The sequence below is a fragment of the Mesobacillus boroniphilus genome (assembly GCF_018424685.1).
Classification (GTDB): Bacteria; Bacillota; Bacilli; order Bacillales; family Cytobacillaceae; genus Mesobacillus; species Mesobacillus boroniphilus_A.
Window position 1 is genome coordinate 910,661 of record NZ_QTKX01000001.1, and the last position, 22,309, is coordinate 932,969.

Consider the following 22,309-nt stretch of genomic DNA (forward strand, 5'->3'; position numbering starts at 1 on the left):
ACCGAGTGACCATACAGCTCAAACACTTGATATGAATGAGTTCTTCTGGGTTGATTTAGGGAAGACAGTCTTCAAAACCGCTTGTGACCTGCGTGCCAGGTTAGCTGGGTTCGATTCCCAGGCGGTCCCGCCAAAATACATAAATTAGTAAGCGCTCAGCATGCTGGGCGGTTTTTTTGTGTGAAGGATCCTTGATTTAAGGATACTTGGAAAGGTAAAGTACCTCTTCTACTTGGAAGCAAAAGGTACGTCCCTCTGTTTCTTTATAGTATAATAGAAGGAATTCATAAAATATTGCTAATGTTTTATTTTATTCTTAGAAAGGGGTACAATAATGCAATTTTTCTTTGACCACCTTGTTTGGTTCTTTAAGAAACCAGAGAAAGGAATTTCACCCTTAAAAGAAAGAGGACTTCATGTTGTTAAGGGTGGCCGTCATGAGTCTTGGGGAACATATAATACCCTATCTTATTTTGGCTTAAGTTATATTGAATTTTTAGGAATTGATAATCTATCAATAGCTGAACAGCATGATGAAAATCGATTGATTACGCACATCGTTAAACAGTTAGCAAAAGAAAATCGGGAAGGTCCTGCGAAAGTAGCGATCCGAACAAATCAAATAGAAGAACTAGCAATAAAACTCAAGGCAGAAGGACTTACAGTATATGGGCCGCTAAATGGGGAGAGAGTTCGTGCTGATGGTCAAGTAATCAGGTGGTCATTGTTATTCCCTGAATACGCGGGAAAAAAGATTTCTTTACCGTTTTTTATTCAATGGGAAAAATCAGATGAAGAAAGGTATTCGGAATTAGAAGAACAAGGAGTCATAGGGTCACACATAGTTGGTCAACCAAAATTAGAAAGTATTGGATTTGTGGTAGATGATTTGGATAAAACACTAGATATTTGGAGTAAATTGTTTGGCCTTACACAAGGAGAAGAGTATATCGATACGGAACTCAATGCCCGTTGCAGAAGTTTAAAATTGAACAGAACTAATTTATTGTTTTTTACACCAATTGGAGATGGACCGGCTGCTAAAGTGCTAAAAGAAAAAGGGGAGACTCCTTTTTTAGTGAATCTGATTGACACTAATCAAAGTCACTTTTTTGAAATGCTGGATGGTTATTGGAGGTTCCGGTAATTTATTAAAATAACTATTTACAGGTTAAGATTGAATAGAATCCTTACTCAGTAACCGCTCAGTAAGCTGGGCGTTTTTTTTGTGTCTAGATAATATCTTTACTGGGTGGGTACAGGTCTCAATTAGTAAAGGAACAATCTAATTAGAAAAAAATTAAGATTAAGATTTTCTAATTATAGATGATAAGTATAGAATGGTAAGACTCCTTTGGAACCGCAATAAAATTTATATTTCGAATAACGAAGTTTTTTCTGAAGTTAAAAGGAGATTGTCCCACTATGTCGAAATAGTTTCTTTACACGAAATTTTTCACTACATAAGGAGGATTCTTTCATGCAGTTTAACGATTATCCATATACAAGACCAAATATTGAAGAGGTGGAGGGGAACTTTAATCAATTGCTAGAGAGGTTCCAATCTGCTGAGTCCTTTGAGGTTCAGGACGGAGTAATGAAAGAGATCAATGAGTTGCGCTCTGAGTTTGAAAGCATGAGGCAAATTGTCCAAATCCGTCAGACGATTGATACAACGGATGAGTTCTATAAGAAAGAAAAGGATTTTTTCAATGAAGTGGGACCAGCCTATAAGGGTCTGATCACAAAATATTACGAGGCACTTACAGGTTCTAAATTCCGCTCTCAGTTAGAAGAAAAGTGGGGCAAACAGCTATTCTTATTAGCTGACAGTCAATTAAAGACGTTCTCTCCTGATGTGTTGAAAGATATGCAGGAAGAAAACAAACTAGTTAGTGAGTATGTTGATTTACTTGCTTCAGCTAAAATCCCGTTTGATGGAGATGTGAAAAATCTTGCTCAGTTAGTTCCTTATCAACAATCCCCTGACCGTACCATTAGGAAGGAATCCAATGAAGCGAAGTACAACTTTTTCGTTGAGCATGCGGATCAATTAGATGATTTATACGATAAGCTAGTAAAAATACGTACTAGTATTGCTAAGAAGCTAGGATTCTCTTCTTTTACAGAGTTAGCATATGCTCGGCTTTCTCGCACTGATTATGATGCTGAAATGGTAGCAAAGTTCCGTGACCAGGTGAAGGAGTACATCGTTCCTTTAGCTACGAAGCTAAAACAAAGGCAGCAGGAACGTATTGGTGTTGAAACGTTTAAATATTACGATGACAGCTTCAGCTTTAAGACAGGAAATCCTGATCCTAAAGGAGATGCGGAGTGGATTGTCGATCAAGCGAAGAAAATGTACGAGGAAATGTCTCCTGAAACGAATGAGTTTTACACTTATATGGTAGAAAACAACCTAATGGACCTATTAAGTAAAGCAGGTAAGGCTGGTGGCGGATACTGCACCTATATTAGTAAACATAAGTCACCATACATTTTCGCAAACTTTAATGGAACAAAAGGCGATGTTCGTGTATTAAAGCATGAAGTAGGACATGCGTTCCAAGTATTTGAAAGTCGTGTGTTTGAAGTACCTGAGTACGGGTTCCCTACACTAGAAGCGTGCGAAATCCACTCGATGAGTATGGAATTCTTTGCTTGGCCTTGGATGGATCTTTTCTTCGAGGAAGATACGGATAAGTACAAGTTCTCTCATTTAAGTGAAGCGGTCTTGTTCATTCCTTATGGTGTAGCAGTCGATGAATTCCAGCATTTTGTGTATGCCAACCCAGAAGCAACTCCAGCTGAGCGCAAGCAAGCTTGGAGAGAAATCGAGAAGAAATACCTGCCACATCGCAATTATGAAGGAAATGACTTCCTGGAAAACGGTGGTTTCTGGCAACAGCAGGGACATATTTACAAAGTTCCTTTCTACTATATCGATTACACACTAGCTCAAATTTGTGCGTTGCAATTCTGGAAACGTACGCAGGAAAATACAGAGGATGCGTGGAAAGATTACCTGCACCTATGTAAGCAGGGTGGAAGCCAATCATTCACAGAGCTTGTCAAAGAAGCGAACTTAATTTCTCCATTTGAAGATGGATGTGTGAAATCTGTGATTGATGAGATTGAAGCTTATTTGAATACAGTTGATGATAAGGCTCTTTAATGCAGGTGCCAGCAAAATTCAAAACAGCTTGTGATCTGCGTGCCAGGTCAGGTGGGTCGATTCCCACGCAGTTCCGCCAAAAAGGTAATGTAGCTAGCTATTCTTTATTGAACCTATAAGGTATATATAATAGACCATATGACCTCCTATGCTTATGCTTGGGTTTTCCCCGCATATCATAGGAGGTTTTTAGTATGGCTAAATAAAGATAGAAAGGAATTTAATTGTAACACAGCGAACATTCATAGAAGAGGAAAAGCAAGCAGGATTCAACTTCTAAAAAGATTTAGTGAAGTTGTTTACACCTCATTATGTAAAAAGACCTTAAAGCTTACGCAAGAGTACATTGTTTAAATACTAAGGAGGCTGATGGATTGAAAATCAGAGAAATGAAATACGGAGAAATAGAGACTGTTAGGAATCTAAGATTGGAAAGTTATCAAGAGTATAGACAATTTGTTTCAAAAGAGCATTGGGAAGTATTGAAAAATACACTTATTTCCGATAATGATTTAAAAAATAATGCAAAAATATATACGGCTGAACTGGACGGTCAAATTGTAGGCAGTGTCGTTTTGTTTCCACCATCCATTCAAGCTTATGATTGGAACAAAAACGTTCAAGAGTATCCAGAAATACGTATGCTTGCGGTTAAACCTGGGACACGTGGCAAAGGAATTGGGGGAGCATTAGTCGAACATTGTGTTAAAGTTTCTAAAGATGAAAATAACTCACATATTGGACTACACACAGCTTCTTTCATGAAAAAGGCATTAGCTCTTTATGTAAGTATGGGTTTTGAACGAGTACCTGAACTTGATTTAGAACCTATGAATGATGGAATTATTGTAAAAGCCTTCATTATGGATTTGAACAAGAACACTTAGTGAGGTTCATTTCTTATTTTAGATTCATGCCATATTATTAATTTCTTACTATCTGATCCTACAACTCAGGGATATATTGTAACTGGGTGGAACAAATTGGTGCCATGCTTTGTGCCAAATTGATGTTATAAATCACATGCAAACACAATTAACCATGAAAGTTTGCTTTGACAATTATTTAGAATTATCAAGTCACTGGAAAAACAGTTGTCGGCAAATAAAAAAGGTTTCGACCTACGTGCAAGGTCAGGTGGGTTCGATTCCCACCGAATCCCGCCAAATACATAAATTAGTAACCGCTCAGAATGCTGGGCGGTTTTTATTAAGCTAATGACAGTTGGCTATGCGAAGTGCCTTTCGTCTTTTAAGAAGCGAAAGGTAGCTGTGCTTCATTAAATGGCTACAGAGCATTTTGGACAGAACTTACCAAGAGAGCACATATACTTGAGATGTTTCTTGATTAGTTAATTTCATGTATTTTACCTGAAGCTTCTCATAAGGTGAGCAACCTAAAGGGAAGCTTCTTTTTTTATTGTTGCCATGCCGAGGAAAAAACGAATTAAAATAAAAAGACGAACAATACAAATCTTGTTCGTCTAAAGTGTAATCTTCAACCTTGAATTTTAGAATTTTGATTTCTGCCTGTCTTTGCAACTCTCATCGTTTCTTTAATATATTCCGCTGATTGATGCAGCCATTCAAGTTCTTGGGGGTCGAGAGCAATTTCTAATTGTTTTTCTACTCCATTTCTCCCGATGATACATGGCATACTTAATGCAACATCTCTATCATATCCATATTGTCCGTGTAATGTTGTGGATACCGGATAAACACTGCGTTCATCCAGCATAACCGCCTTTGCTAGTGTAATAGCAGCTTGTGCAACACCCGCATTTGTCCACCCTTTTCCATTTAAAACATCAAAGGCTGCCTTTACAACTTGTTTTTTCAAACCGTCCCGACTTAATGGTTCTTTTCCTTGAAAAACTTTGTCCAATTCTCTTTCACCAAATCCTTGCAAACTTAAGCGGCTTAATACTGGGAAAGCTGTATGCCCGTGTTCGCCCATCATATAACCTGTTACACTTTTTGGATCAATGTCATAATTAGTAGCAATTATTTTACGAAGTCTTGCAGAATCAAGCATAGTTCCGGTGCCGAATATGCGCCCCTTCGGATAGTCAAATTCATTTTCTGCTATGTACAACATGGTATCTAACGGATTTGTTATTAGAATAATGATTGCATCTTTCGTATATTTAGTAATTCCTGTCATAACTTCACGAATTACCTCAGAATTGACAACAGCTAATTGTGCCCTGTCCGGCATCGCATCTTCATCACTTTTTATCATGCTGGGACCAGCAGCACAGATAATCACATCTGCATCCATACATTCGGAATAATCTCCAGCATGGACTGTTGTATTTGACATATATGTTAGAGCGGTTGCATGTTCTTGATCAAGAGCTTCGCCGTAAGCAACATCCTTATCTATATCAATGACAGCTATTTCCGCAAAAAGTCCTAATTTCATGGCATCTGCCAGAACATAAGAACCAACATGGCCTACTCCTACAACAACTAACTTATTTTTTTTCATGGTTTCCCCCCTGATCAATTGATATCTATATTTTAACATAATTAAGAAAATACTGAATATTTTAATCAGGTTTTTGCGCCGTTCTTAAAATCTGTATAAAGATTCTTGTTAGGGTACATGGAGTTTATCGGTTTTGTTTGAATATGTCATTCTTTTCAGTAGGACATTGGATTACGAATCTACATTATTGTAAACCAATATTGTGACGTTTTCTCCGTACATTCGTCTATTTATAAAAGGATGCGATTTTTATCCAAAATAGGTGAAATTATTGAATGGATGTGAGGGACAAATGAAAAGAATGTCAAAATTCCTTTTTTATTTTATTTTAATCCTTTTGCTAGCTTCCTGTAATACGGAAGTTAACGAAAATGGTAGCCCTAATGCCAATGGAGAATCTCAATCAACAAGTAAAGAAAACCCTCAACCTAATGTAAAAGGTGTGGAGGATGTTGATGTCTTGAATACTCATGGAAGCATTGATGGGATTGAAAGGATGCAACGTTTCTATGAAGATATGAAGAGTGGGCTGCCATCTGATTTACGTATCGTTTTCTACACGATTGAAGGGGATCCAATTGTAAAGGATTTGAAATTCAATGGGGAATCTCTTGAGGTGAAGAATGATACCACTCGTGATGCATATGGTAGTGGGGGAATTCAAACGATTACCTGTGGCCAACTGATTGAAGAAGTGAATCCTACCAATACCTCCTACATAGCAACTGAATGTAAAGAGATTCCATACGGGATGGAAGAGATTTTACAAATTCAATACAACATGAGTCAACAGGATCTGTTTGAAATCGACCTAAAGTATGGTGAGAACCTAGAGAACGAAATAAATACGAAAACTGTCGAGATCAAAAAAGAAGACGGTACGACTGAACCGCTTCATATGGCTGAAAATGTTAAGCAAGAGCTGTATAAAATGCTAGTCTTCGCAAATTACTTGGATGAAAAAGACTTCGTTACATCATGTGATCGCCCTAACGCCATAAAATACAATTTAATGGTGTATATAAATGGAGGGAAGCGGGAAATTAGCTGGAAGGATTGTGACGAGAGCCTGGATGGGCTGAAGTTTACAAAGATTGCAAATTACATCATCACGGAATCTGAGCAGCCACAAAAGGAAAAGCCAGAAGTAATCGTTCAAGGCTATGTGCTTGAACGGAAAAATAACACTCTGTTAATAGGGGAAGAATTAAACAAGCTTGACTATGAGTGGATGAAAGACGAAATAAAGCAGATGGACATGAATTCATTTATATTTGATTTTACCGAACTAGAAGGAGTTCCTCTTGAAGAGTTCCAACTTGGTGATAAAATCCGAGCAACGATAGACGGCAGCATCAGCGGATCGAAGCCAGGAAGAGCCAAAGTGAAAGACATTAAGAAAATTGAGTAATGGTGATGTAGGATTACGGGTTCTTTTTGGTTTTGGAGTAGATAAAGCTAATTAGCAACTAATAATAGCAATAGTTTTGAAACTAAATTAGCGATAAACAAAGCGATGGTCTTAATCTTTAGTAGTTCAGTTAATAATTTTAAAAAAATATCTTAACCATTTCCAAAAGCAATACAAAGATCAATTTATTAATAAATGCCTTGCTACCATTACAGAGCAAGGCATTATTCTTAGCTGGATGGTAATAACCTGAACTGCTTTTAATCTTTATCTAAAAAAGCCTTAAGGTCGTCCTTGCTTTGATCAAAATCCACTTCCAACACTTCGCCAATTTCTTCTTGCCGCATATTTACATAGCTGCCATCCTGCGGTATCCGTATTGTTTGCATTTCTCCGGCCTTATTAGTCAATACGTCTTTTCCAATGGCTAAAAGGGTGGTTGAGTCGATACTTGTATCAACGTAAGTATGTAATAGATCCAACAGTTCAGGAAGCTTGGTCACGCTATTAAGACTTACCGACTCTTCCTTTAATTTTGAAACTACTTCTTGCTGTCTTTGAACTCGTCCGAAGTCGCTTAAACGGTCCTGGCGGAAACGGACATATCCTAAGAGCTCTTCGCCATGAAGCTGTTGGGTTCCTTTTTCCAATGTCATTCCAATCCCATCTGACATTTCATATGGTATGTCTACCTTTATGCCGTTTGGCACTAAGAGGTCGACTGCTTTTACGAAGCCTTTAAAATCAACGATTGCATAATGATGTATGTCTAACCCGAAATTCATTTTTATTGTTTGTCTCAATAATTCGGTTCCACCCAGGGAATACGCTGCATTTAATTTTTGCTTCCCATGGCCAGGTATGGAGACATACATATCCCTCATTAGTGAAATAAGTTTTACATTGTTAGATTGAGGATTGTAATGTGCAACCATGATTGTATCCGTTCGGGCTTGTTTTTCACCGCGTGAGTCACTTCCTAGTAAAAGAACGTTCACTTCCTCTTTAGTATCCTTCTCTCCTTGAAACGGCTCTGCTTCAGCTTTTTTAAATGGTTGATTTATTGCTTTATAAGTTCCTTCTATGTACTGAAAAATCGTAAACATACCAACCATAAAGATCCCAAGTATAAGCAGCGCACCAAAAACTCTGACCCATCTCACTTTTCTCTTTTTTACTGCCATTTTAACAACACCTATTCCATCCTTATAATGAAGTAGTCATTATCCCATAGTTAGATTTCAATCTTGGTGATATTTGATTACAATTGTTTAAAAATCTGCTGACAAACAGTTTAGTTGCTGTAATACATATAAAAATCCGGTTCCCAGGCGGATTTGTAATCACTCAAGTGTAACTTTTCTCCACAAAACAGGGCTTTGTCTATAAGCGTCAACCAAGCCTTTTTCTTTGATGAATTTTTTTCCAACAGCTTTAAAAGGCAGTGTGACTTGGAGGTTATTCTTGAAGGGTGTATACGATAGGGATACGGTATGTTGATCAAGCCATTCTGCATGGATGGATTGGTTATCAGCAAATGAAAATTTCTGCGGAAAGCCATTTCGGTAAAAATAATGCTCCTGTGCTTTTGGTGTTCCTGGATCGTTGAGGCAAATATACAATGATAGGTTGTCGCAGAATTTTAATAGATTTAAGTGGAAGGACAACAACTCGTTTTTTTTGATTCCTAATTCCTTGAGCAACTCCTGCTGTCTTTGTTTTTCTTCGTTCCAAAAATTCTTCCCGATCGTGCTTGTGGCGTCCTTCAGGAATGATGCGTAGTGTAGGCTGCACAGGAGGCCGGCGTATGGATCCATTTGAGCGATCTCGTCAATTCCTTTTGTGTAAAAGGCAAGTTTCGGGCTTCCTGGGTAATCCATAAAGGAGTATGGCTGCTGGGTCTGTTCATTCCATAAGGGATCTTTGTCTGGCTCAATCCAGCACCGGTCGTGTTCCCGCACGGCGAGGACCACCGAATTTTTCCTCTCTTTTCCGAGAAAATAATCATCTCTCCAATTTTGTGCTGCATCATGCGAAACCTTGGCATGGTCGTGCTGGGCCACCATAACGAATTCGTGTTCCCTTTCATGGATGATCATTTCTTTACACTCCTTTGTTAGTTAGCATATTTTAATAGGTAGGTATATGCTAGAATTTAGTATTTTTAGTCATTCATAAAAAATGTTATAATTTCCTGGTTAGGAAGTAGGTGTTCAGTATGCAAAATACGGCTATCAGTCGTTTTCGTTTGATGGGTTTGCTTGAAGGTGGATCGTTGTTGGTGCTTGTGTTCATTGCGATGCCGCTTAAGTATTTGGCTGGTTTTCCCGAGGCTGTTAGGTTCGTAGGTTCTTTGCACGGTTTTTTATTTGTTTTATATGTGCTTATGCTTATATATACGACATTTAAGGTCCGATGGTCGTTTTTATGGGCAGTTAGTGCGTTTACAGTTGCGTTCATTCCTTTTGGCAATATGGTTTTGGACCGCTTTTTACGGCGGACTTTTTCAGTAAAGGAAGTTTCATAAATGAATGTAATCCAAAAGCTTTTTTCAAAAAAAAAGAAAGCGAAGGTTGAATTCTGTCAGCGTAATTTGGAGCAGTTTTTACAGGAAGAGAATTATGCTGCCTATAATGAGTTCTTAAGCCGCAAAAATATTGTGCATAAGGAATTCGAATGTCAGAGCAGGTGCAAGGAATGCAGAATGTCCCCGTATGCAATGGTAAATGGCGATTTTGTAACCGCTGAGAATTCTGAAGAGTTACTTAAAAAAATGGCTGAATATATAGATTAAAAAAAAGCATCAATCACGATGCTTTTTTATATGCCAAAAAATTATTGGTTGTTAGGTGGGCCTTCTCCGCCGGGAAAAATAAAAGACTTGTCGTGCATGGCCTGGTCTTGTTCAATTCGGTGATTTTCCGAATCAAGCTTCGGGTGACCAGTTCCTTTCTTTCGATCCATATAAATAGCAAGGGGAACCAAAATAATTAACGGGGAAAACAATGCTAACCACATCATGTTCATTTCTCCTTTCGTCTATAACCAGTCAATGTAAAGGTTCAGGATAAAATGATAATTACAACTAGAGAAATAATATTGATCAATAAAGGGGAGCGCTCTTTTTCACTTTTCTTACTGACTTTCTCCTGATACTTCTTTTGGTTTTCTTATTGTTTGAAAATTGCCCTTTATAAAGAATCCCCCTTTAAGTTGATTTTAACATAAATATCCATATGAAATGGGGTAGTTTTAAAAATCCTTCTTGAAACATATTTGTTTAATAGAAGGAGTTGATTCAAATGAATTTTGAAATGCAAAAAGCCAACCTGCTGGCAGAGAATATAAAAGGTTTTGCGGAGTTTGTCCAGAAATGTTATGACAACAAATCTAGTTTAATTCTAGATCATGATAAACTGTACCAGGTTAAGCTTTGGGTGGAGGAATATAAATTTCACTCGCTCGCTGAAGAGATTTCGAGAATCAACATGTTTGAGTGGGATGAAAAATACACCTTTTTGTTGGTGGAGCGATTTTGGAAAGGTCTGAGGATCATTGATGATTATGTTGAATATTATCATTCAGACTTGTTTATCCTGACAGCGAGAATCCATACACTTAAAAATTTGAGTGCACTTTTTTCGCTGACTATTTGATTTTTGCTGTGAAAAAGGAGACACCATTCAAAAACTGATATGTTAAATTTGTAACAAAGGTTACGATAAAAGCTTATCACGTAATAATAAATACAGTTTTTTCCCTTGTTGGTATAAGTTAAAGTTTCAACCAATGATTCACTAGTGTGATATGATTGTAAGCCTGTTAGCCTATTATAGGGCCTGTTTAGTCTAATAAACCAACAGGAGGTTTACAATGAAAAAAATTATTATGTTAGTTGCCATACTTACTTTAGTGATTGGTTCATATACTGTTTATGCTGAAACGACTAAGAGCAATCAGGATGCTGAAACATTAAAAACTAAAAAAGTAGATGTTGATACGAAGGAATCTTCTGTCACAGATAAACGCTTCATTAAGGAAGAAGAAGTTAGGCTTCTTGCCCGCCTGGTCCATGCGGAAGCAAAAGGTGAGCCTTATGAAGGAAAAGTTGCCGTTGCCGAAGTCGTACTGAACCGAGTGGAGCACGAACAATTTCCTGATACGGTTAAAGAAGTCATTTATCAAAGAAACGCATTCCAACCGGTCCAAAACGGTGCAATTAATAAACCGGCAAGTGAAGAAGCAATCAAAGCAGTTGAAGATGCTCTTGAAAATGAGAATAACATAGACTGTTTATACTTCTATAACCCGGAGACTGCAACAAGCCAGTGGATCTTCACTCGTGATGTTGTGAAAACCATTGGGAAACATGCATTTGCTATCTAAAAGCGCGAACAGCATAAAAGCTGCGCGCTTTTTTGCGTTTAAAGGGGAAGTTACGAAATTTTAGCGGAAAATAAACGATTGCTCAGCACATCCGCCACATTATTATCATTGTTAATCCTGAAGAAATTATTATAAAATAGAACTTACCAATTAGTGGAACATGAGGTGGTCAAGTGAAGAAGTATTCGGTTAAGCTAACACTGATTTTTTCAGTGCTCTCATTAATATTAATGCTGTTTGGTCTTGTATGGACGATTCAGAATCAATTTCTTAGCAATGGAGCGTCGGGAGCTATCGAGCAGGCAAATCCAGTTGAAGATAACACGGAAAAAGACGGCAAGGTGGTAGTTGCTCTTGGAGATTCATTGACCCGTGGTACAGGGGATGATACAGGAAAAGGCTATATTGGCTACCTGGTTGATGAGCTAGAGGATAAATCAAAAGAGAAAATCACGATACATAACTTCGGGGTTAAAGGTTACCGTTCGAATCAGCTATTAGACCAGCTGAAACAAGCCGAGATCCAGAGGAAGATTCAGAGCGCTGACTACATCCTGATTACAATTGGCGGGAATGATTTGTTCCAGAGTGGACAAGCGTTCTTGCAAATGGATGAGAAGCAAATAGCTCAGGCGAAGGAAAGTTACTTGAAAAACCTTGAATCCATTCTAAAAGAGTTAAGGACTATGAATGACTTAGCTGTCATTTTTCATATTGGACTATATAATCCGTTCATTGATTTGAATGATTCTGAGCTGACAACGAAAATCGTCCGTGATTGGAATTACGATACGAATAAATTGCTGGACCAGAATGAGAAGGCCGTTTATGTGCCGACTTTTGACTTATTCCAGCTTAGTGTGAACGATTATTTGTACACAGATAAATTCCACCCGAATGCTGAAGGCTACAGGCTGATCGCAGAGCGGGTCGCTTCTTTGATTACATGGTAAGGGGGGGAGAACGATGAGTGAGATCACGCTCTCTGTTAAAGGGCTGAGAAAGACAATTGGCAAAAAAGAAATCATCAAAGGGATCGACTTTGAATTGAAAAGAGGAGAAGTTTTTGGCTTTCTTGGTCCGAACGGTGCTGGTAAAACTACGACCATCAGGATGCTGGTCGGTTTAATTAAACCTAGTTCGGGAACAATCGAAATCGGCGGCTACAATGTCAGGAAGAATTTTACAAAAGCAATGGCGCAAATGGGCTGTATTGTTGAAAATCCTGAGTTGTATTCCTATCTGACAGGCTGGGAAAATCTCGAGCACTTTGCGAGGATGCTTCCTGAAGTTGACGGGACGTATATGAATTATGTGGTGGACCTTGTGCGATTGGAGGAACGTATTCATGATCCTGTCAGGACGTATTCTCTTGGAATGCGGCAGCGTCTTGGGATTGCCCAGGCTTTGCTGGGAAAACCAAAGGTCCTGATTTTGGACGAGCCGACGAATGGGCTGGATCCGATGGGAATAAGGGAGATGCGGAATTTCATCCGTTATCTCGCCGAAGAGGAAGGATTGACTGTTCTAGTATCAAGCCATTTGCTGAGCGAAATTCAGCTAATGTGTGATAGGGTCGCGATCATTTCGAAAGGTTCAGTTATAAAAGTGGATTATGTTGAAAATCTTTTGGCACTCCAGGAGAAAGTCATCTGGCATGCCGAACCGCATGATACTGCGAAAGAGATTTTAGGTGGAGTGACCACGGTCCTGGAAGAGGCAGATGGAGCTTTGATTACTCCTTATATAGAAAACGAAGCAGCTACGTGGAACCGGATGCTGGTGGAAAAGGGAGTCAAGGTGAATGGAATGAACAGAAAATTGCCTGCACTTGAAGACCTTTTCCTTGAACTGACTGGGGGTGAGTCAATTGATTAACCTGGTTAGGAATGAAATGCTAAAGATTGTCCGCAAAAAAAGGATCCTGATCGTGGCTGGGATCATCGCTGTGCTTGTCGCACTTTTTACATATTCACAATACAGGGAAATTGAAAGAAGGCTTGAGCGGTTTGGGGATGTTGATTGGCGAACGACCCTGCAGCAGCAAATCATCGATACCCAAAACAGGATCACGAGCAGCGGGATTTCAGATGAGTGGAAAAGTGAGCTGCAGCTTCGCATCCAGCAGCAACAATACTACCTTGATAACAATGTGAATCCGATGGAGCCTGGTGCGCCAAGCTTTGCGAGGGTATTTGCGGAGCACTCGATTAATTTGTTTTTGCCATTGATGATTATGGTGGTAGCTGCGGATATTGTATCATCAGAACGAAGTGCCGGAACGGTAAAATTATTGCTGACTAGGCCGGTGAAGCGCTGGAAGATCTTGATGAGTAAATACATCTCTCTGATTTTATCAGTATCGATCATTGTCGTGTTGTTTGGAGTGCTGTCCTATTTGATATCCGGCCTTATTTTTGGCTATCAAGGCTGGTCAGCCCCTGTCATAACTGGATTTAACGTCGAAGGGAATGAACTCAATACGAATGCAGTCCAGATGATTCCCCAATGGCAGTACTTATTAATGGAGTTCAGCCTGGTGTGGTTTGTAGCCCTGATTGTCGGAACGATCACATTCATGCTTTCGGTTCTGATACGGAATACGCCAGCCGGAATGGGCGTCATGCTCGCCGCGCTGATTTCAGGAGCCATCCTCAGCAATATGGTTTCATCCTGGGAATCGGCAAAATATCTGTTCATGATCAATTTGAATCTGACAGGCTACCTTTCTGGCCAGGCGCCGCCGATTGAAGGGATGACACTAGGGTTTTCGCTTGTGGTGTTGGCTCTATGGGGATTGGCTGCCTTGATTGTTTCGTTTGCTGTGTTTATCAGGCAGGATATATATTAAAATGATAAAACCCTGGACAATTTTGGTCAGGGTTTTGACGATTCTATAGGTTTTCAGGAGGTTGATTCGGCTGATAGAGAGATATATTAACGGTTGTGGCCTTTTATTTAACGATTGGAGAAGTTTTATTACCGGTTGAAAGGTTTTTGGATGTTAAGAAAAAATGAGTAATGGTTAAGTAAGTTAATTTTAAATGTCACGGATTTAATACTAGTTGGAAGAAATATAATACTAGTTGTCGCGGATATAATACCAGATGAAACAAGATACCAGTTGCAAAGGATAATACTTGTTTGGCACGAAAAAGGGTGATAGTGAAACCTTTATGCTAAAAAAACGTATTTAAAACCGAGGTGAAGGCCATGTTCAAAAACAGGCCACAGTGCTCGGTATGCAATAAAGAAATTCAAGCCAATGAAGAGATCTTTGTTAAAATGAGGTACCCGGAAGCGAAGGGCATGACTGAGATCAAAGCATTTATACAGTATCAGGGTAAAATAATTTGTGAAGAGTGCAATAAGTAGTAATCTTACGGGAGGAACCTGAAATGTTTGTAGAAAAACGGTCAGAAAAGAGAAGGAAAAAGAAACAGGAAGGCAGCTATACTTTTTGGGACTTCGTTTTTGATGTTTTATTCTGGATTCCGGAATTGATCATTCTTCCGTTCCGGCTGTTTTTCTATTTAATAAGGTTCCTAGCGAGATCTATATTTGATGGCATTTAAAAATCCTGCGAATTCTCAATCGCAGGATTTTTAATTATTATAGCTTCCTCACCCTAAAGTTATTGTGCAGCACTGGCCAGTTTTTCGGGAAGGATGGTCCGAGTACCCAGTAGCTTACGCCTCGCAAACCATACTCTTTTACAGTATCATACTTGGACTGAACGCTCCTTGCATCTTCGTACCAGACTTCATGCTGCTGGCCGTCTGCGTCGGTGTAGCGGAAAAATGGTGATTGGTACGTATCATGGAATTGGATATTTACTCCCTGTTGTGCAGCGAGCTCTACTGCTCCTTTTGGGCTGACAGTTCGAGCATAGGTTCCTTGCACCCATGGAATGCGCCAGTCTCTGCCATATAAAGGGACACCCATCAAGATTTTATCGCGCGGAATGGCTGTGACGGCATAGTCCAACACTTTCCTTACTTCATTTATCGGTGCGATTGCCCATGGCCTGCCGCCGGACCAGCCCCATTCATATGTCATAATCACTACAAAATCGACAATTTCCCCGTGTGCTTCGTAATCGTGTGCTTCATAAAGCAGTCCTTCCTGATCGGCTCTTTGTTTTGGAGCCAGTGCAGTCGAGACCGTATAGCCTTGGGGATGCATGAGGGCAACAGCTTTTCGTAAAAAGTTGTTATAGTTTTCGCGGTCTTCTGGATAGACATATTCAAAATCGATATTCAAGCCGGTATAGCCTCTTTCCTTCATTTTAGCGAGGATATTGTTCAACAATGTGTCCTGAACGGCTGGATTACGAAGGATGGCGGCTGCCCGATCCGAACTGAACGAGCCATCCGCTTCATTTGTGAGTGTAAACAATGGTGAGGTGTTGGTCATGGTCGCAGCTTGTAGAACATTCGAATCCTGTAGGTTCAGAAGTGACCCATCTTCACCCATCCTATATGAAAAAGGAGCAAGATACGTAAAATGGTGTCCCCGTGACAGAACATCACTTCTTCCTGATTCACTCATCCTTGTTATATAGGCATTTACTTCAATTACTGGCTTTGAAGGCGCTGGTATTCTTAAAACACGCCCTGGATAAATGAGTGAAGGATTCGATATCCCATTAGCTTCTGTGATTTGATTAATACTGACTCCGTAACGCTGCGCAATTGCCCATAAGGTTTCTCCTGATCGAACGGTGTGGCTCAAGTAAGGCATCTGAAGCATTTGACCAACAAAAATCAGCGAAGGGTCCGCGATATTGTTATAGCGTGCCAGCTCCTGTACGGTCACTCCGTAGCGAGAGGCAATTCCCCATAAACTATCACCCTGCTGTACGACATACTCCCGATTGATTTCCGGTATCACAAGTGACTGTCCAACCACTAGAACATTGGGATTATCCATTTCATTAGCTAAAATAATCTGGTTAATGGTAGTTTGGTAGCCTTGTGAAATGCCCCACAGTGTGTCACCCGATCTTACGACATGTATTTTCATTTAAAATCATCCTCCAAGTTATGGTCCCTTTTATCATGATATGCCGGCAAAAGATGTCCTATCTGCAAATGATTTCTTTCAGAATATTTAGAATAAGTGTATATATTTTAGAAAATACCGATATAATAGATAGAAAAACTATAAAGATAAAAGGGGAAAATGGTATGGTTACGTACGGCACTTTTTTACTTTTAGTAGAAGAGGCGGAGAAGTTGAACTGCAAGGTGATTTATGACTCTAAGAAAAAAATCAATTTTAATCCAAACATGTCCATAACGATTCCATTATCGACCACACTGGAAAATGTATATGCCTTTGCTCACGAGATTGGACATTGTATTGATTTTGTCAATGACGAACTCGACTATGAGAAATGGCTGAATGATTGGTCTTATCGAATAACGGCTGAAATGAGCGCATGGGTCCATGCCTATAAAATACTGAAGAGGTTGAATGTGCCATTAGACGGGTGGAAGGATCATGTAGATTCCAAGCTCTCGACTTATTTTAAATACCATGAAGTGATTGCATAGACTGGCTCAAAGAGCTGGTCTTTTTATGTGAAAATAAATTGTTTACGAACGCTTGTTCGGGATATAATAAATGAAAATACTCCCGAAAGGATGGTCAGCATGAGAATACGAGACCGAGGAAAACTGAAATTCATGCCTGCTCATTTTATGCCAGAGCATCGTGCATTATTGAGAGAGCTTGCAAGGGATGAGCTTCGGCAGCCGAAGCCGTTGCTCGATGAATACGAAATCCAGGAGATGGAGAATCGGATTTGCTACGCCATGGAATTTACATATCCAGTAAAAATCACTAAGTGGGATGATGGATTTACATATGAAGAAAAAGGACATGTCCATTACCTTGATCCAATCAGGAAGGAAGTACGGATGGTAGCTGAAGATGGGAGTGCAATGTCAATGAAGTTCGAGGATATTGTCGCTGTGGATGTGGAAAAGGTGAGATAGAAAAGTTTTAGGTACCAATAGTTTGAGTTTAAAAGGAGGTTGTCGCCACTTTTTGGGGTAGAATATCAGAGTTAGAAAGGTTCAAAGGATAGATAGGTCTCTCCGGTATGGGAAAGCATATTTTTTAGGAGTGAACATAATGAATGAAAAACAAATGGTTGGCGAGAAAGCTGTTGAGTACATAAAAGATGGAATGGTAGTTGGTCTGGGAACAGGATCGACCGCTTATTATACAATCACAAAATTAGGCGAGTTAGTGAGAAACGGGTTTAACATCAAAGGAATCCCGACATCGGAGCAAACTGCCGCGCTAGCTGTGGAGCAGGGAATTACACTGGTGGATTTTAAAGATGTGAATCAGATTGATGTCGCAATTGATGGAGCGGATGAGTTTGACGCTGATTTGAACTTGATAAAAGGTGGGGGAGGAGCGCTCTTAAGGGAAAAAATCATCGCTAATGCGGCCTCTATCTTCATTGTCATAGCAGATTCATCCAAAGGAGCGAAGAAATTGGGAGCATTCCCGCTGCCGGTTGAGATTGTAACGTTTGGAGCCGATATGACAACTAAGAAGATCGCCGAGCTTGGCTGTGAACCGAAATTAAGACTAACTGGAAACCAGCCATTCATCACAGACAACGGAAATTATATTCTCGACTGCGATTTTAAACACATAGAATCGCCTAAGGAGATGGAATTGCAGCTGAATAAGATTCCGGGAGTGGTTGAAAACGGATTATTTGTGAATATGGCTGATAGGCTGATCACAATTGAAAATGGTGAGCTGGTTGAAAAAACAAAATAAATTTTTAACGGTGCTTCTGGATGAAGTACCGTTTTTCTCTTTAGGTAAAGGGGAATTGTGCCAGGTTATCGAAATACAATGTAGACGATTGTTTGAAGGAGCTGTCTGAATTGAAGGATTACAAAATAAAAACTTATGAAGAAGCGATTCAGGTCATTGATGAAGTGGGCTTCCTCCCGCTTGCGCCTTTGGTACCTGATTTCCCGGCGTTGAATACCATTACTGCTCCTGAGTCCTGGCATACAGATACAGAATTTGATCCATGGATTTGGCGAACAAGGTTCTCTGTTGATGGTGTCGCTGGGTATGGGAAATTCATGAAGAAAAAGTCCATCCTGATTTCGCGTGATTTCCTGCCATATTTTAAGACGGTTCTAGGCAGTTATGAAACAGTTGAAGAACGATATCAAAAAGGCACTCTATCAAGAGAAGCATTGAGCCTTTACCGAATCATTAATGAAGAAGGGCTCATTGATACAAGAGAGTTGAGGACTCAGGCGGGGTTAAGGGATAAAGAGCATAAAAAGGTGTTCGACAATGCTTTATTGGAACTGCAGGGAACGATGGATATTGTCATTTCGGGAATCAAGGAAAAAATAAACTCGGAAGGCGATAAGAATGGTTGGAGCAGCACGGCCTTTGAAACATACGATTCTTGGGCAAGCCGTAATAAAATCGAAACCATCGCTATAGAAAAGAAAAAGGCAAGAGAATACCTTTTGAATCATTTTCAAGGTGTTGCTAGTGAAAACGCCGTAAAGAGGCTGGAGAAAATACTGGGGGATTAAGAATGGAGAACAAAGCATTAGTGATTATTGATGTTCAAAACGGGATGTTCCTTGAAGGAGAAGAAGTTTTCAATGGTAAAGGGCTGCTGCAAGGTATTAAGGCACTGATTAAACAGGCACGTTTAGCCAATATGCCAGTCGTATATATCCAACACAATGAATCAGGTGGATATCCTTTGGAAAACGGGACATATGGTTGGGAGATCCATTCAGAAATTAGCCCGGAAGCGGGAGATATAATTGTTCAAAAAACGTCACCTGACTCCTTTTTAAAAACAAGCCTAGACCAGGAGTTAAAAGAAAAGGGGATCGAACACCTCTATCTCGTCGGTATCCAAACTGAAATTTGTGTGGATACAACAATCAGAAGCGCATTCAGCAAGGGGTATCAGGTTACTTTGGTTTCCGATTTACATAGCACATGGCCTGGAAATGAAATAACAGCCCAGCAAATCATCAGCCATCACAACGGGGTGTTGCGCTGGTTTGCTGACGTGAAGTCTAGCGATGAGATTAGGTTAAGCGCGAAAGCCTAGGAATCTGTTTATGAATTAGCTGAACACACTGAAGCTTAGAGAATTATAATATCTCTAAGCTATTTATATAGAAAAATCATAAAGGGAATTGCGTCCCTTAAGCAGAATATATTTCTCTAAAAGGGAGGGGCCGTTGTGGAAAAATCAAATCTTCATCCATTTATGTTTATCGTGCTTGTCGTTGTTACTACATTTCTCATGGGCTCTTCTTTTACCGTCGGAAAGATTGGTTTGAATTATGTCTCTCCATTGTTATTGGTTGGTTTAAGATTCACGATAGCCGGTTTGCTTATGGCGATACTTGTTAGGAAAAGAATTAAGCCGGATAAGCTGGCTGATTGGGGAAGGATTTTCATCATTGGTTTGATGCAAACAGCAGGCGTCATGGGCTGTATCTTCCTCAGTTTACGGACGATCACGGCAGGTGAGTCCTCAATTTTAACCTTTACCAATCCATTAATGGTAGTGATGATGGGTACCGTATTCCTTGGGATTCGTTACAGGTTCCTTCAATGGGTTGGCGCGATAGTAGGGTTTATCGGTGTGTTCATCACACTAGGTTTTCACTTGCAGCTGACAGTTGGTACACTTTTCGGTCTGGGGGCTGCTGTGTTTTGGTCCATTGGGACAATCCTGATCAAACAATGGGGCAGCCGCTTTAATGTCTGGGTGCTGACAGCTTATCAAATGCTCTTTGGAGGCATTATCCTTTTATTGATGGGTCTTACGCTGGAATCCCCGAAGCTGATGATAACCCCGATTTCGGCATCGATTATTTTATGGCTTGCGGTCATGGCTTCAATCGTTCAGTTTGCGATTTGGTTTTATCTGATCAATCAAGGTGACCCAGGCAAAACAAGTGCCTTCCTGTTCCTGGCACCTTTTTTCGGCGTGCTTACCGGCTGGGTCCTGCTGGGTGAGGTAGTGGAATGGTATGTCTACGCGGGTGGGGCGCTGATTTTTACAGGGATTTTCCTGGTTAACTGGACTTTTAAGGAGAGAGCCCGATTGTCACTACGAGAGAGTGGATAACAAGACTTGAAACGAACCAAAGGGAAAGTGGGAAAACGGGAGAGGATTAGTAGCTAAACTTCGCTTGGGGGATGTTGCCCAAGCTTTTTTATTATATATTTCAAACTAGTCGCGCCGTGGTATAATTTGGGAAATAAGGTTAATTTAATCCTACTAAGCTGGCGAAGGAGCCTTTTCCATGAAGAGAACTGGTCTTTGTTTACTAACTTTATTTTCACTTGTGCTCATGGGTTTTGATGAAAGGAATATGGAAAATCGTGCTCCAGCTGAAGTGGAGAGGTTTGCCGAACAAAATTATAGAGATTTTATCCTTAATATTATTAATGACAGCAATGCTGATACGTTTAATTTCACAAAGGGTGACCAGGAAGTGACAATCGGAAGGGTCATTCCTGTAAATAGGTTGGTGATAGACAGGCAACTGAATATCACGGTTGAACCTCCTGGTGAATGGGTTGTACCTGTATATCAAAGTGGTGCAGTGAAAAATGTTGTTAATATTTGGGAACCTTTTGAAGGAAAATATGAGATTGCCGGTATTGGCTATCCATATTGGTTAACATATAGTATCGTACAAATGGAGCAAGATGAATATTATATTCACAATATGCAATATGATTTGGAGTTTGCTTATTCACCTTCAAAAAATAGAGTGCGACCATTGGGAGATAGCTCAATCAGGTCTTTTAACGACAATGGTCTTGATCCGAATGGAATTACGAAGACAGAATTTATAGCCTTCGTTAAGCAGCACCTGAAAAATACTTATCCTAATCAATTTAATGAGGGAAATAAGGAAAGCGAAAGTTGGTTTGCATATATATTTGGAGGGATTGTGGTACTCTTACTTATTTCAGGGTTCTTTTTCCTAAAAAGGCAAAAGCGCTCGATGAAAGGGTAGGATCAATAAACTTCAGCATATACTGAAATCATCGTAAGAAAAATCTTTTTATAAGGCCGTATCTTTCTTCTCCCCCAAACCGTTTAAGGGGCAGAGAGGTTCAAAGGAGTGAACAGGATGTCTATCGATAAACTCAGGAGTTTGAATAGAGCAGAGGATTCCGTGATCATGATGCACTATAAAAGTCTGCAGCAGTATTGCCGTTTTCTTACGAAGAGCAGTTGGGACGGCGACGACCTGGTTCAGGAAGTAACGGTAAAGGCGATTCGCCATTATGAACCGTCACAAATCAGCTCGGCTTTACTGAAAAAAATCGCTTATCACCAATGGGTGGATACTATCAGGAAGCAAAGCCGGGAGATAACAGGGATTCCAGAAAATCTTGCATCATTCACTCATGGGAGCGTAAGGGATACAGTCGAGATGGTACTGTCTAAATTGACGCCGAAGCAGGCAGTGATCTTTATCCTTAAGGAAGCGTTTCGCTTTCAATCACGCGAGATTGCCGAGCTGCTGGATTCAACTGAAATGGCCGTTAAAGCAGCGCTCTATCGTGCCAGGAAAAGGCTCGAGCGGGAAGGAAGCCTGCGTGAAGTGGATCAGGAACTGAACGAGGAAGAAGAAAAGCTATTGTCTGACTTGCTTTGCGAATCGCTTCAGACTGAGGATCCGACTGTGTTGCTTGAGAATATCCAGAAAATCCCGTCACTTGCTCCATGTTCACCGGAAATGTCTCTGCACTCCCGTTCACCTCTCTCTACTTTCAAAATGGCTGCGTAAGCA

General features: G+C 40.0%; 25 protein-coding genes. 20 read left to right on the forward strand and 5 right to left on the reverse strand.

Features of this window, described 5'->3' with window-relative positions:
- Window positions 1-334: 334 nt before the first annotated feature.
- From DYI25_RS04565 to DYI25_RS04575, 3 genes are all read left to right on the forward strand, one after another.
- A complete protein-coding gene (locus DYI25_RS04565) occupies window positions 335-1,147 on the forward strand; it encodes a VOC family protein (RefSeq protein ID WP_213367262.1) in 813 nt (270 codons plus the stop codon).
- 333 nt (window positions 1,148-1,480) lie between these two features.
- On the forward strand, window positions 1,481-3,175 hold the full coding sequence (locus tag DYI25_RS04570) for a M3 family oligoendopeptidase (protein WP_213367263.1): 1,695 nt from the start codon (window positions 1,481-1,483) through the stop codon (window positions 3,173-3,175).
- 374 nt (window positions 3,176-3,549) lie between these two features.
- Window positions 3,550-4,062 carry a GNAT family N-acetyltransferase gene (locus DYI25_RS04575; RefSeq protein WP_249745240.1) on the forward strand — a complete coding sequence of 171 codons (513 nt, stop codon included), beginning with the start codon at window positions 3,550-3,552 and terminating at the stop codon, window positions 4,060-4,062.
- Window positions 4,063-4,672: 610 nt separating this feature from the next.
- Here the strand turns inward: DYI25_RS04575 and DYI25_RS04580 are convergent.
- Window positions 4,673-5,665 carry an L-lactate dehydrogenase gene (locus DYI25_RS04580; RefSeq protein WP_213367264.1) on the reverse strand — a complete coding sequence of 331 codons (993 nt, stop codon included), beginning with the start codon at window positions 5,663-5,665 and terminating at the stop codon, window positions 4,673-4,675.
- A gap of 292 nt (window positions 5,666-5,957) precedes the next feature.
- On the opposite strand from DYI25_RS04580, the gene DYI25_RS04585 reads away from it, so the two are divergent.
- Window positions 5,958-7,076, forward strand: coding sequence for a DUF4362 domain-containing protein (locus tag DYI25_RS04585; protein WP_213367265.1), 1,119 nt, complete (start codon window positions 5,958-5,960; stop codon window positions 7,074-7,076).
- A 260-nt stretch (window positions 7,077-7,336) separates the two neighbouring features.
- Here the strand turns inward: DYI25_RS04585 and DYI25_RS04590 are convergent, their stop codons facing one another.
- The gene (locus tag DYI25_RS04590) at window positions 7,337-8,260 is read right to left on the reverse strand and encodes an LCP family protein (RefSeq protein WP_213367266.1); all 924 of its coding nucleotides are present in this window, start codon (window positions 8,258-8,260) and stop codon (window positions 7,337-7,339) included.
- 159 nt (window positions 8,261-8,419) lie between these two features.
- A complete protein-coding gene (locus DYI25_RS04595) occupies window positions 8,420-9,175 on the reverse strand; it encodes a DUF3891 family protein (protein ID WP_213367267.1) in 756 nt (251 codons plus the stop codon).
- Between the two features lie 119 nt (window positions 9,176-9,294).
- Between DYI25_RS04595 and DYI25_RS04600 the strand changes: the two genes are divergently transcribed.
- On the forward strand, window positions 9,295-9,603 hold the full coding sequence (locus DYI25_RS04600) for a DUF3817 domain-containing protein (protein ID WP_213367268.1): 309 nt from the start codon (window positions 9,295-9,297) through the stop codon (window positions 9,601-9,603).
- Entirely contained in the window at window positions 9,604-9,870 is a 267-nt protein-coding gene (locus DYI25_RS04605; protein WP_213367269.1) for a DUF1450 domain-containing protein, read from the forward strand. It begins immediately after the preceding gene.
- A 41-nt stretch (window positions 9,871-9,911) separates the two neighbouring features.
- Here DYI25_RS04605 and DYI25_RS04610 read toward each other — a convergent pair whose 3' ends face one another.
- Window positions 9,912-10,097: a hypothetical protein gene (locus DYI25_RS04610; RefSeq protein ID WP_213367270.1), complete on the reverse strand. Its 186-nt coding sequence runs from the start codon at window positions 10,095-10,097 to the stop codon at window positions 9,912-9,914.
- Window positions 10,098-10,378: 281 nt separating this feature from the next.
- On the opposite strand from DYI25_RS04610, the gene DYI25_RS04615 reads away from it, so the two are divergent.
- The 6 genes from DYI25_RS04615 to DYI25_RS04640 all read left to right on the forward strand — a co-directional run bounded on the left by DYI25_RS04615 (window position 10,379) and on the right by DYI25_RS04640 (window position 15,037).
- Entirely contained in the window at window positions 10,379-10,732 is a 354-nt protein-coding gene (locus DYI25_RS04615) for a hypothetical protein (RefSeq protein ID WP_213367271.1), read from the forward strand.
- A 217-nt stretch (window positions 10,733-10,949) separates the two neighbouring features.
- Window positions 10,950-11,462 (forward strand): cell wall hydrolase, encoded by a 513-nt coding sequence (locus DYI25_RS04620; RefSeq protein ID WP_213367272.1) that lies wholly within the window; start codon window positions 10,950-10,952, stop codon window positions 11,460-11,462.
- Between the two features lie 173 nt (window positions 11,463-11,635).
- Entirely contained in the window at window positions 11,636-12,415 is a 780-nt protein-coding gene (locus DYI25_RS04625; protein ID WP_213367273.1) for an SGNH/GDSL hydrolase family protein, read from the forward strand.
- Between the two features lie 13 nt (window positions 12,416-12,428).
- Entirely contained in the window at window positions 12,429-13,340 is a 912-nt protein-coding gene (locus DYI25_RS04630) for an ABC transporter ATP-binding protein (RefSeq protein WP_213367274.1), read from the forward strand.
- Window positions 13,333-14,313 carry an ABC transporter permease subunit gene (locus DYI25_RS04635; RefSeq protein WP_213367275.1) on the forward strand — a complete coding sequence of 327 codons (981 nt, stop codon included), beginning with the start codon at window positions 13,333-13,335 and terminating at the stop codon, window positions 14,311-14,313. The genes DYI25_RS04630 and DYI25_RS04635 overlap by 8 nt, the downstream gene beginning before the upstream one ends.
- Before the next feature lie 547 nt (window positions 14,314-14,860).
- Window positions 14,861-15,037, forward strand: a complete 177-nt coding sequence (locus DYI25_RS04640) for a hypothetical protein (RefSeq protein ID WP_213367276.1) — start codon at window positions 14,861-14,863, stop codon at window positions 15,035-15,037.
- 37 nt (window positions 15,038-15,074) lie between these two features.
- Here DYI25_RS04640 and DYI25_RS04645 read toward each other — a convergent pair whose 3' ends face one another.
- Complete coding sequence (locus DYI25_RS04645; protein ID WP_213367277.1) at window positions 15,075-16,487, reverse strand: LysM peptidoglycan-binding domain-containing protein; 1,413 nt, start codon at window positions 16,485-16,487, stop codon at window positions 15,075-15,077.
- Between the two features lie 164 nt (window positions 16,488-16,651).
- Between DYI25_RS04645 and DYI25_RS04650 the strand changes: the two genes are divergently transcribed.
- The 8 genes from DYI25_RS04650 to DYI25_RS04685 all read left to right on the forward strand — a co-directional run bounded on the left by DYI25_RS04650 (window position 16,652) and on the right by DYI25_RS04685 (window position 22,306).
- Window positions 16,652-17,020: a hypothetical protein gene (locus tag DYI25_RS04650; RefSeq protein WP_213367278.1), complete on the forward strand. Its 369-nt coding sequence runs from the start codon at window positions 16,652-16,654 to the stop codon at window positions 17,018-17,020.
- A 99-nt stretch (window positions 17,021-17,119) separates the two neighbouring features.
- Window positions 17,120-17,464 (forward strand): YolD-like family protein, encoded by a 345-nt coding sequence (locus DYI25_RS04655; protein ID WP_213367279.1) that lies wholly within the window; start codon window positions 17,120-17,122, stop codon window positions 17,462-17,464.
- A gap of 139 nt (window positions 17,465-17,603) precedes the next feature.
- Window positions 17,604-18,269 (forward strand): ribose-5-phosphate isomerase RpiA, encoded by a 666-nt coding sequence (gene rpiA, locus DYI25_RS04660; RefSeq protein WP_213367280.1) that lies wholly within the window; start codon window positions 17,604-17,606, stop codon window positions 18,267-18,269.
- A 110-nt stretch (window positions 18,270-18,379) separates the two neighbouring features.
- Window positions 18,380-19,057, forward strand: a complete 678-nt coding sequence (locus tag DYI25_RS04665; protein WP_213367281.1) for an AlkZ-related protein — start codon at window positions 18,380-18,382, stop codon at window positions 19,055-19,057.
- 2 nt (window positions 19,058-19,059) lie between these two features.
- The gene (locus DYI25_RS04670) at window positions 19,060-19,593 is read left to right on the forward strand and encodes a cysteine hydrolase family protein (protein WP_213367282.1); all 534 of its coding nucleotides are present in this window, start codon (window positions 19,060-19,062) and stop codon (window positions 19,591-19,593) included.
- A 162-nt stretch (window positions 19,594-19,755) separates the two neighbouring features.
- Window positions 19,756-20,625, forward strand: coding sequence for a DMT family transporter (locus DYI25_RS04675; protein WP_213369404.1), 870 nt, complete (start codon window positions 19,756-19,758; stop codon window positions 20,623-20,625).
- Between the two features lie 178 nt (window positions 20,626-20,803).
- Window positions 20,804-21,526: a hypothetical protein gene (locus DYI25_RS04680; RefSeq protein WP_213367283.1), complete on the forward strand. Its 723-nt coding sequence runs from the start codon at window positions 20,804-20,806 to the stop codon at window positions 21,524-21,526.
- 117 nt (window positions 21,527-21,643) lie between these two features.
- Window positions 21,644-22,306, forward strand: a complete 663-nt coding sequence (locus DYI25_RS04685; RefSeq protein WP_213367284.1) for a sigma-70 family RNA polymerase sigma factor — start codon at window positions 21,644-21,646, stop codon at window positions 22,304-22,306.
- Window positions 22,307-22,309 lie beyond the last annotated feature (3 nt).

Coding starts and splice junctions, on each gene's coding strand:
- DYI25_RS04655 (WP_213367279.1), top strand. CDS start 17,120: ATGAGAATACGAGACCGAGGAAAACTGAAATTCATGCCTGCTCATTTT.
- DYI25_RS04610 (WP_213367270.1), bottom strand. CDS start 10,097: ATGATGTGGTTAGCATTGTTTTCCCCGTTAATTATTTTGGTTCCCCTT.
- DYI25_RS04670 (WP_213367282.1), top strand. CDS start 19,060: ATGGAGAACAAAGCATTAGTGATTATTGATGTTCAAAACGGGATGTTC.
- DYI25_RS04645 (WP_213367277.1), bottom strand. CDS start 16,487: ATGAAAATACATGTCGTAAGATCGGGTGACACACTGTGGGGCATTTCA.
- DYI25_RS04565 (WP_213367262.1), top strand. CDS start 335: ATGCAATTTTTCTTTGACCACCTTGTTTGGTTCTTTAAGAAACCAGAG.
- DYI25_RS04580 (WP_213367264.1), bottom strand. CDS start 5,665: ATGAAAAAAAATAAGTTAGTTGTTGTAGGAGTAGGCCATGTTGGTTCT.
- DYI25_RS04620 (WP_213367272.1), top strand. CDS start 10,950: ATGAAAAAAATTATTATGTTAGTTGCCATACTTACTTTAGTGATTGGT.
- DYI25_RS04680 (WP_213367283.1), top strand. CDS start 20,804: ATGAAGAGAACTGGTCTTTGTTTACTAACTTTATTTTCACTTGTGCTC.
- DYI25_RS04585 (WP_213367265.1), top strand. CDS start 5,958: ATGAAAAGAATGTCAAAATTCCTTTTTTATTTTATTTTAATCCTTTTG.
- DYI25_RS04590 (WP_213367266.1), bottom strand. CDS start 8,260: ATGGCAGTAAAAAAGAGAAAAGTGAGATGGGTCAGAGTTTTTGGTGCG.
- DYI25_RS04600 (WP_213367268.1), top strand. CDS start 9,295: ATGCAAAATACGGCTATCAGTCGTTTTCGTTTGATGGGTTTGCTTGAA.
- DYI25_RS04675 (WP_213369404.1), top strand. CDS start 19,756: ATGTTTATCGTGCTTGTCGTTGTTACTACATTTCTCATGGGCTCTTCT.
- DYI25_RS04685 (WP_213367284.1), top strand. CDS start 21,644: ATGTCTATCGATAAACTCAGGAGTTTGAATAGAGCAGAGGATTCCGTG.
- DYI25_RS04615 (WP_213367271.1), top strand. CDS start 10,379: ATGAATTTTGAAATGCAAAAAGCCAACCTGCTGGCAGAGAATATAAAA.
- rpiA (WP_213367280.1), top strand. CDS start 17,604: ATGAATGAAAAACAAATGGTTGGCGAGAAAGCTGTTGAGTACATAAAA.
- DYI25_RS04650 (WP_213367278.1), top strand. CDS start 16,652: ATGGTTACGTACGGCACTTTTTTACTTTTAGTAGAAGAGGCGGAGAAG.
- DYI25_RS04605 (WP_213367269.1), top strand. CDS start 9,604: ATGAATGTAATCCAAAAGCTTTTTTCAAAAAAAAAGAAAGCGAAGGTT.
- DYI25_RS04570 (WP_213367263.1), top strand. CDS start 1,481: ATGCAGTTTAACGATTATCCATATACAAGACCAAATATTGAAGAGGTG.
- DYI25_RS04630 (WP_213367274.1), top strand. CDS start 12,429: ATGAGTGAGATCACGCTCTCTGTTAAAGGGCTGAGAAAGACAATTGGC.
- DYI25_RS04595 (WP_213367267.1), bottom strand. CDS start 9,175: ATGATCATCCATGAAAGGGAACACGAATTCGTTATGGTGGCCCAGCAC.
- DYI25_RS04640 (WP_213367276.1), top strand. CDS start 14,861: ATGTTTGTAGAAAAACGGTCAGAAAAGAGAAGGAAAAAGAAACAGGAA.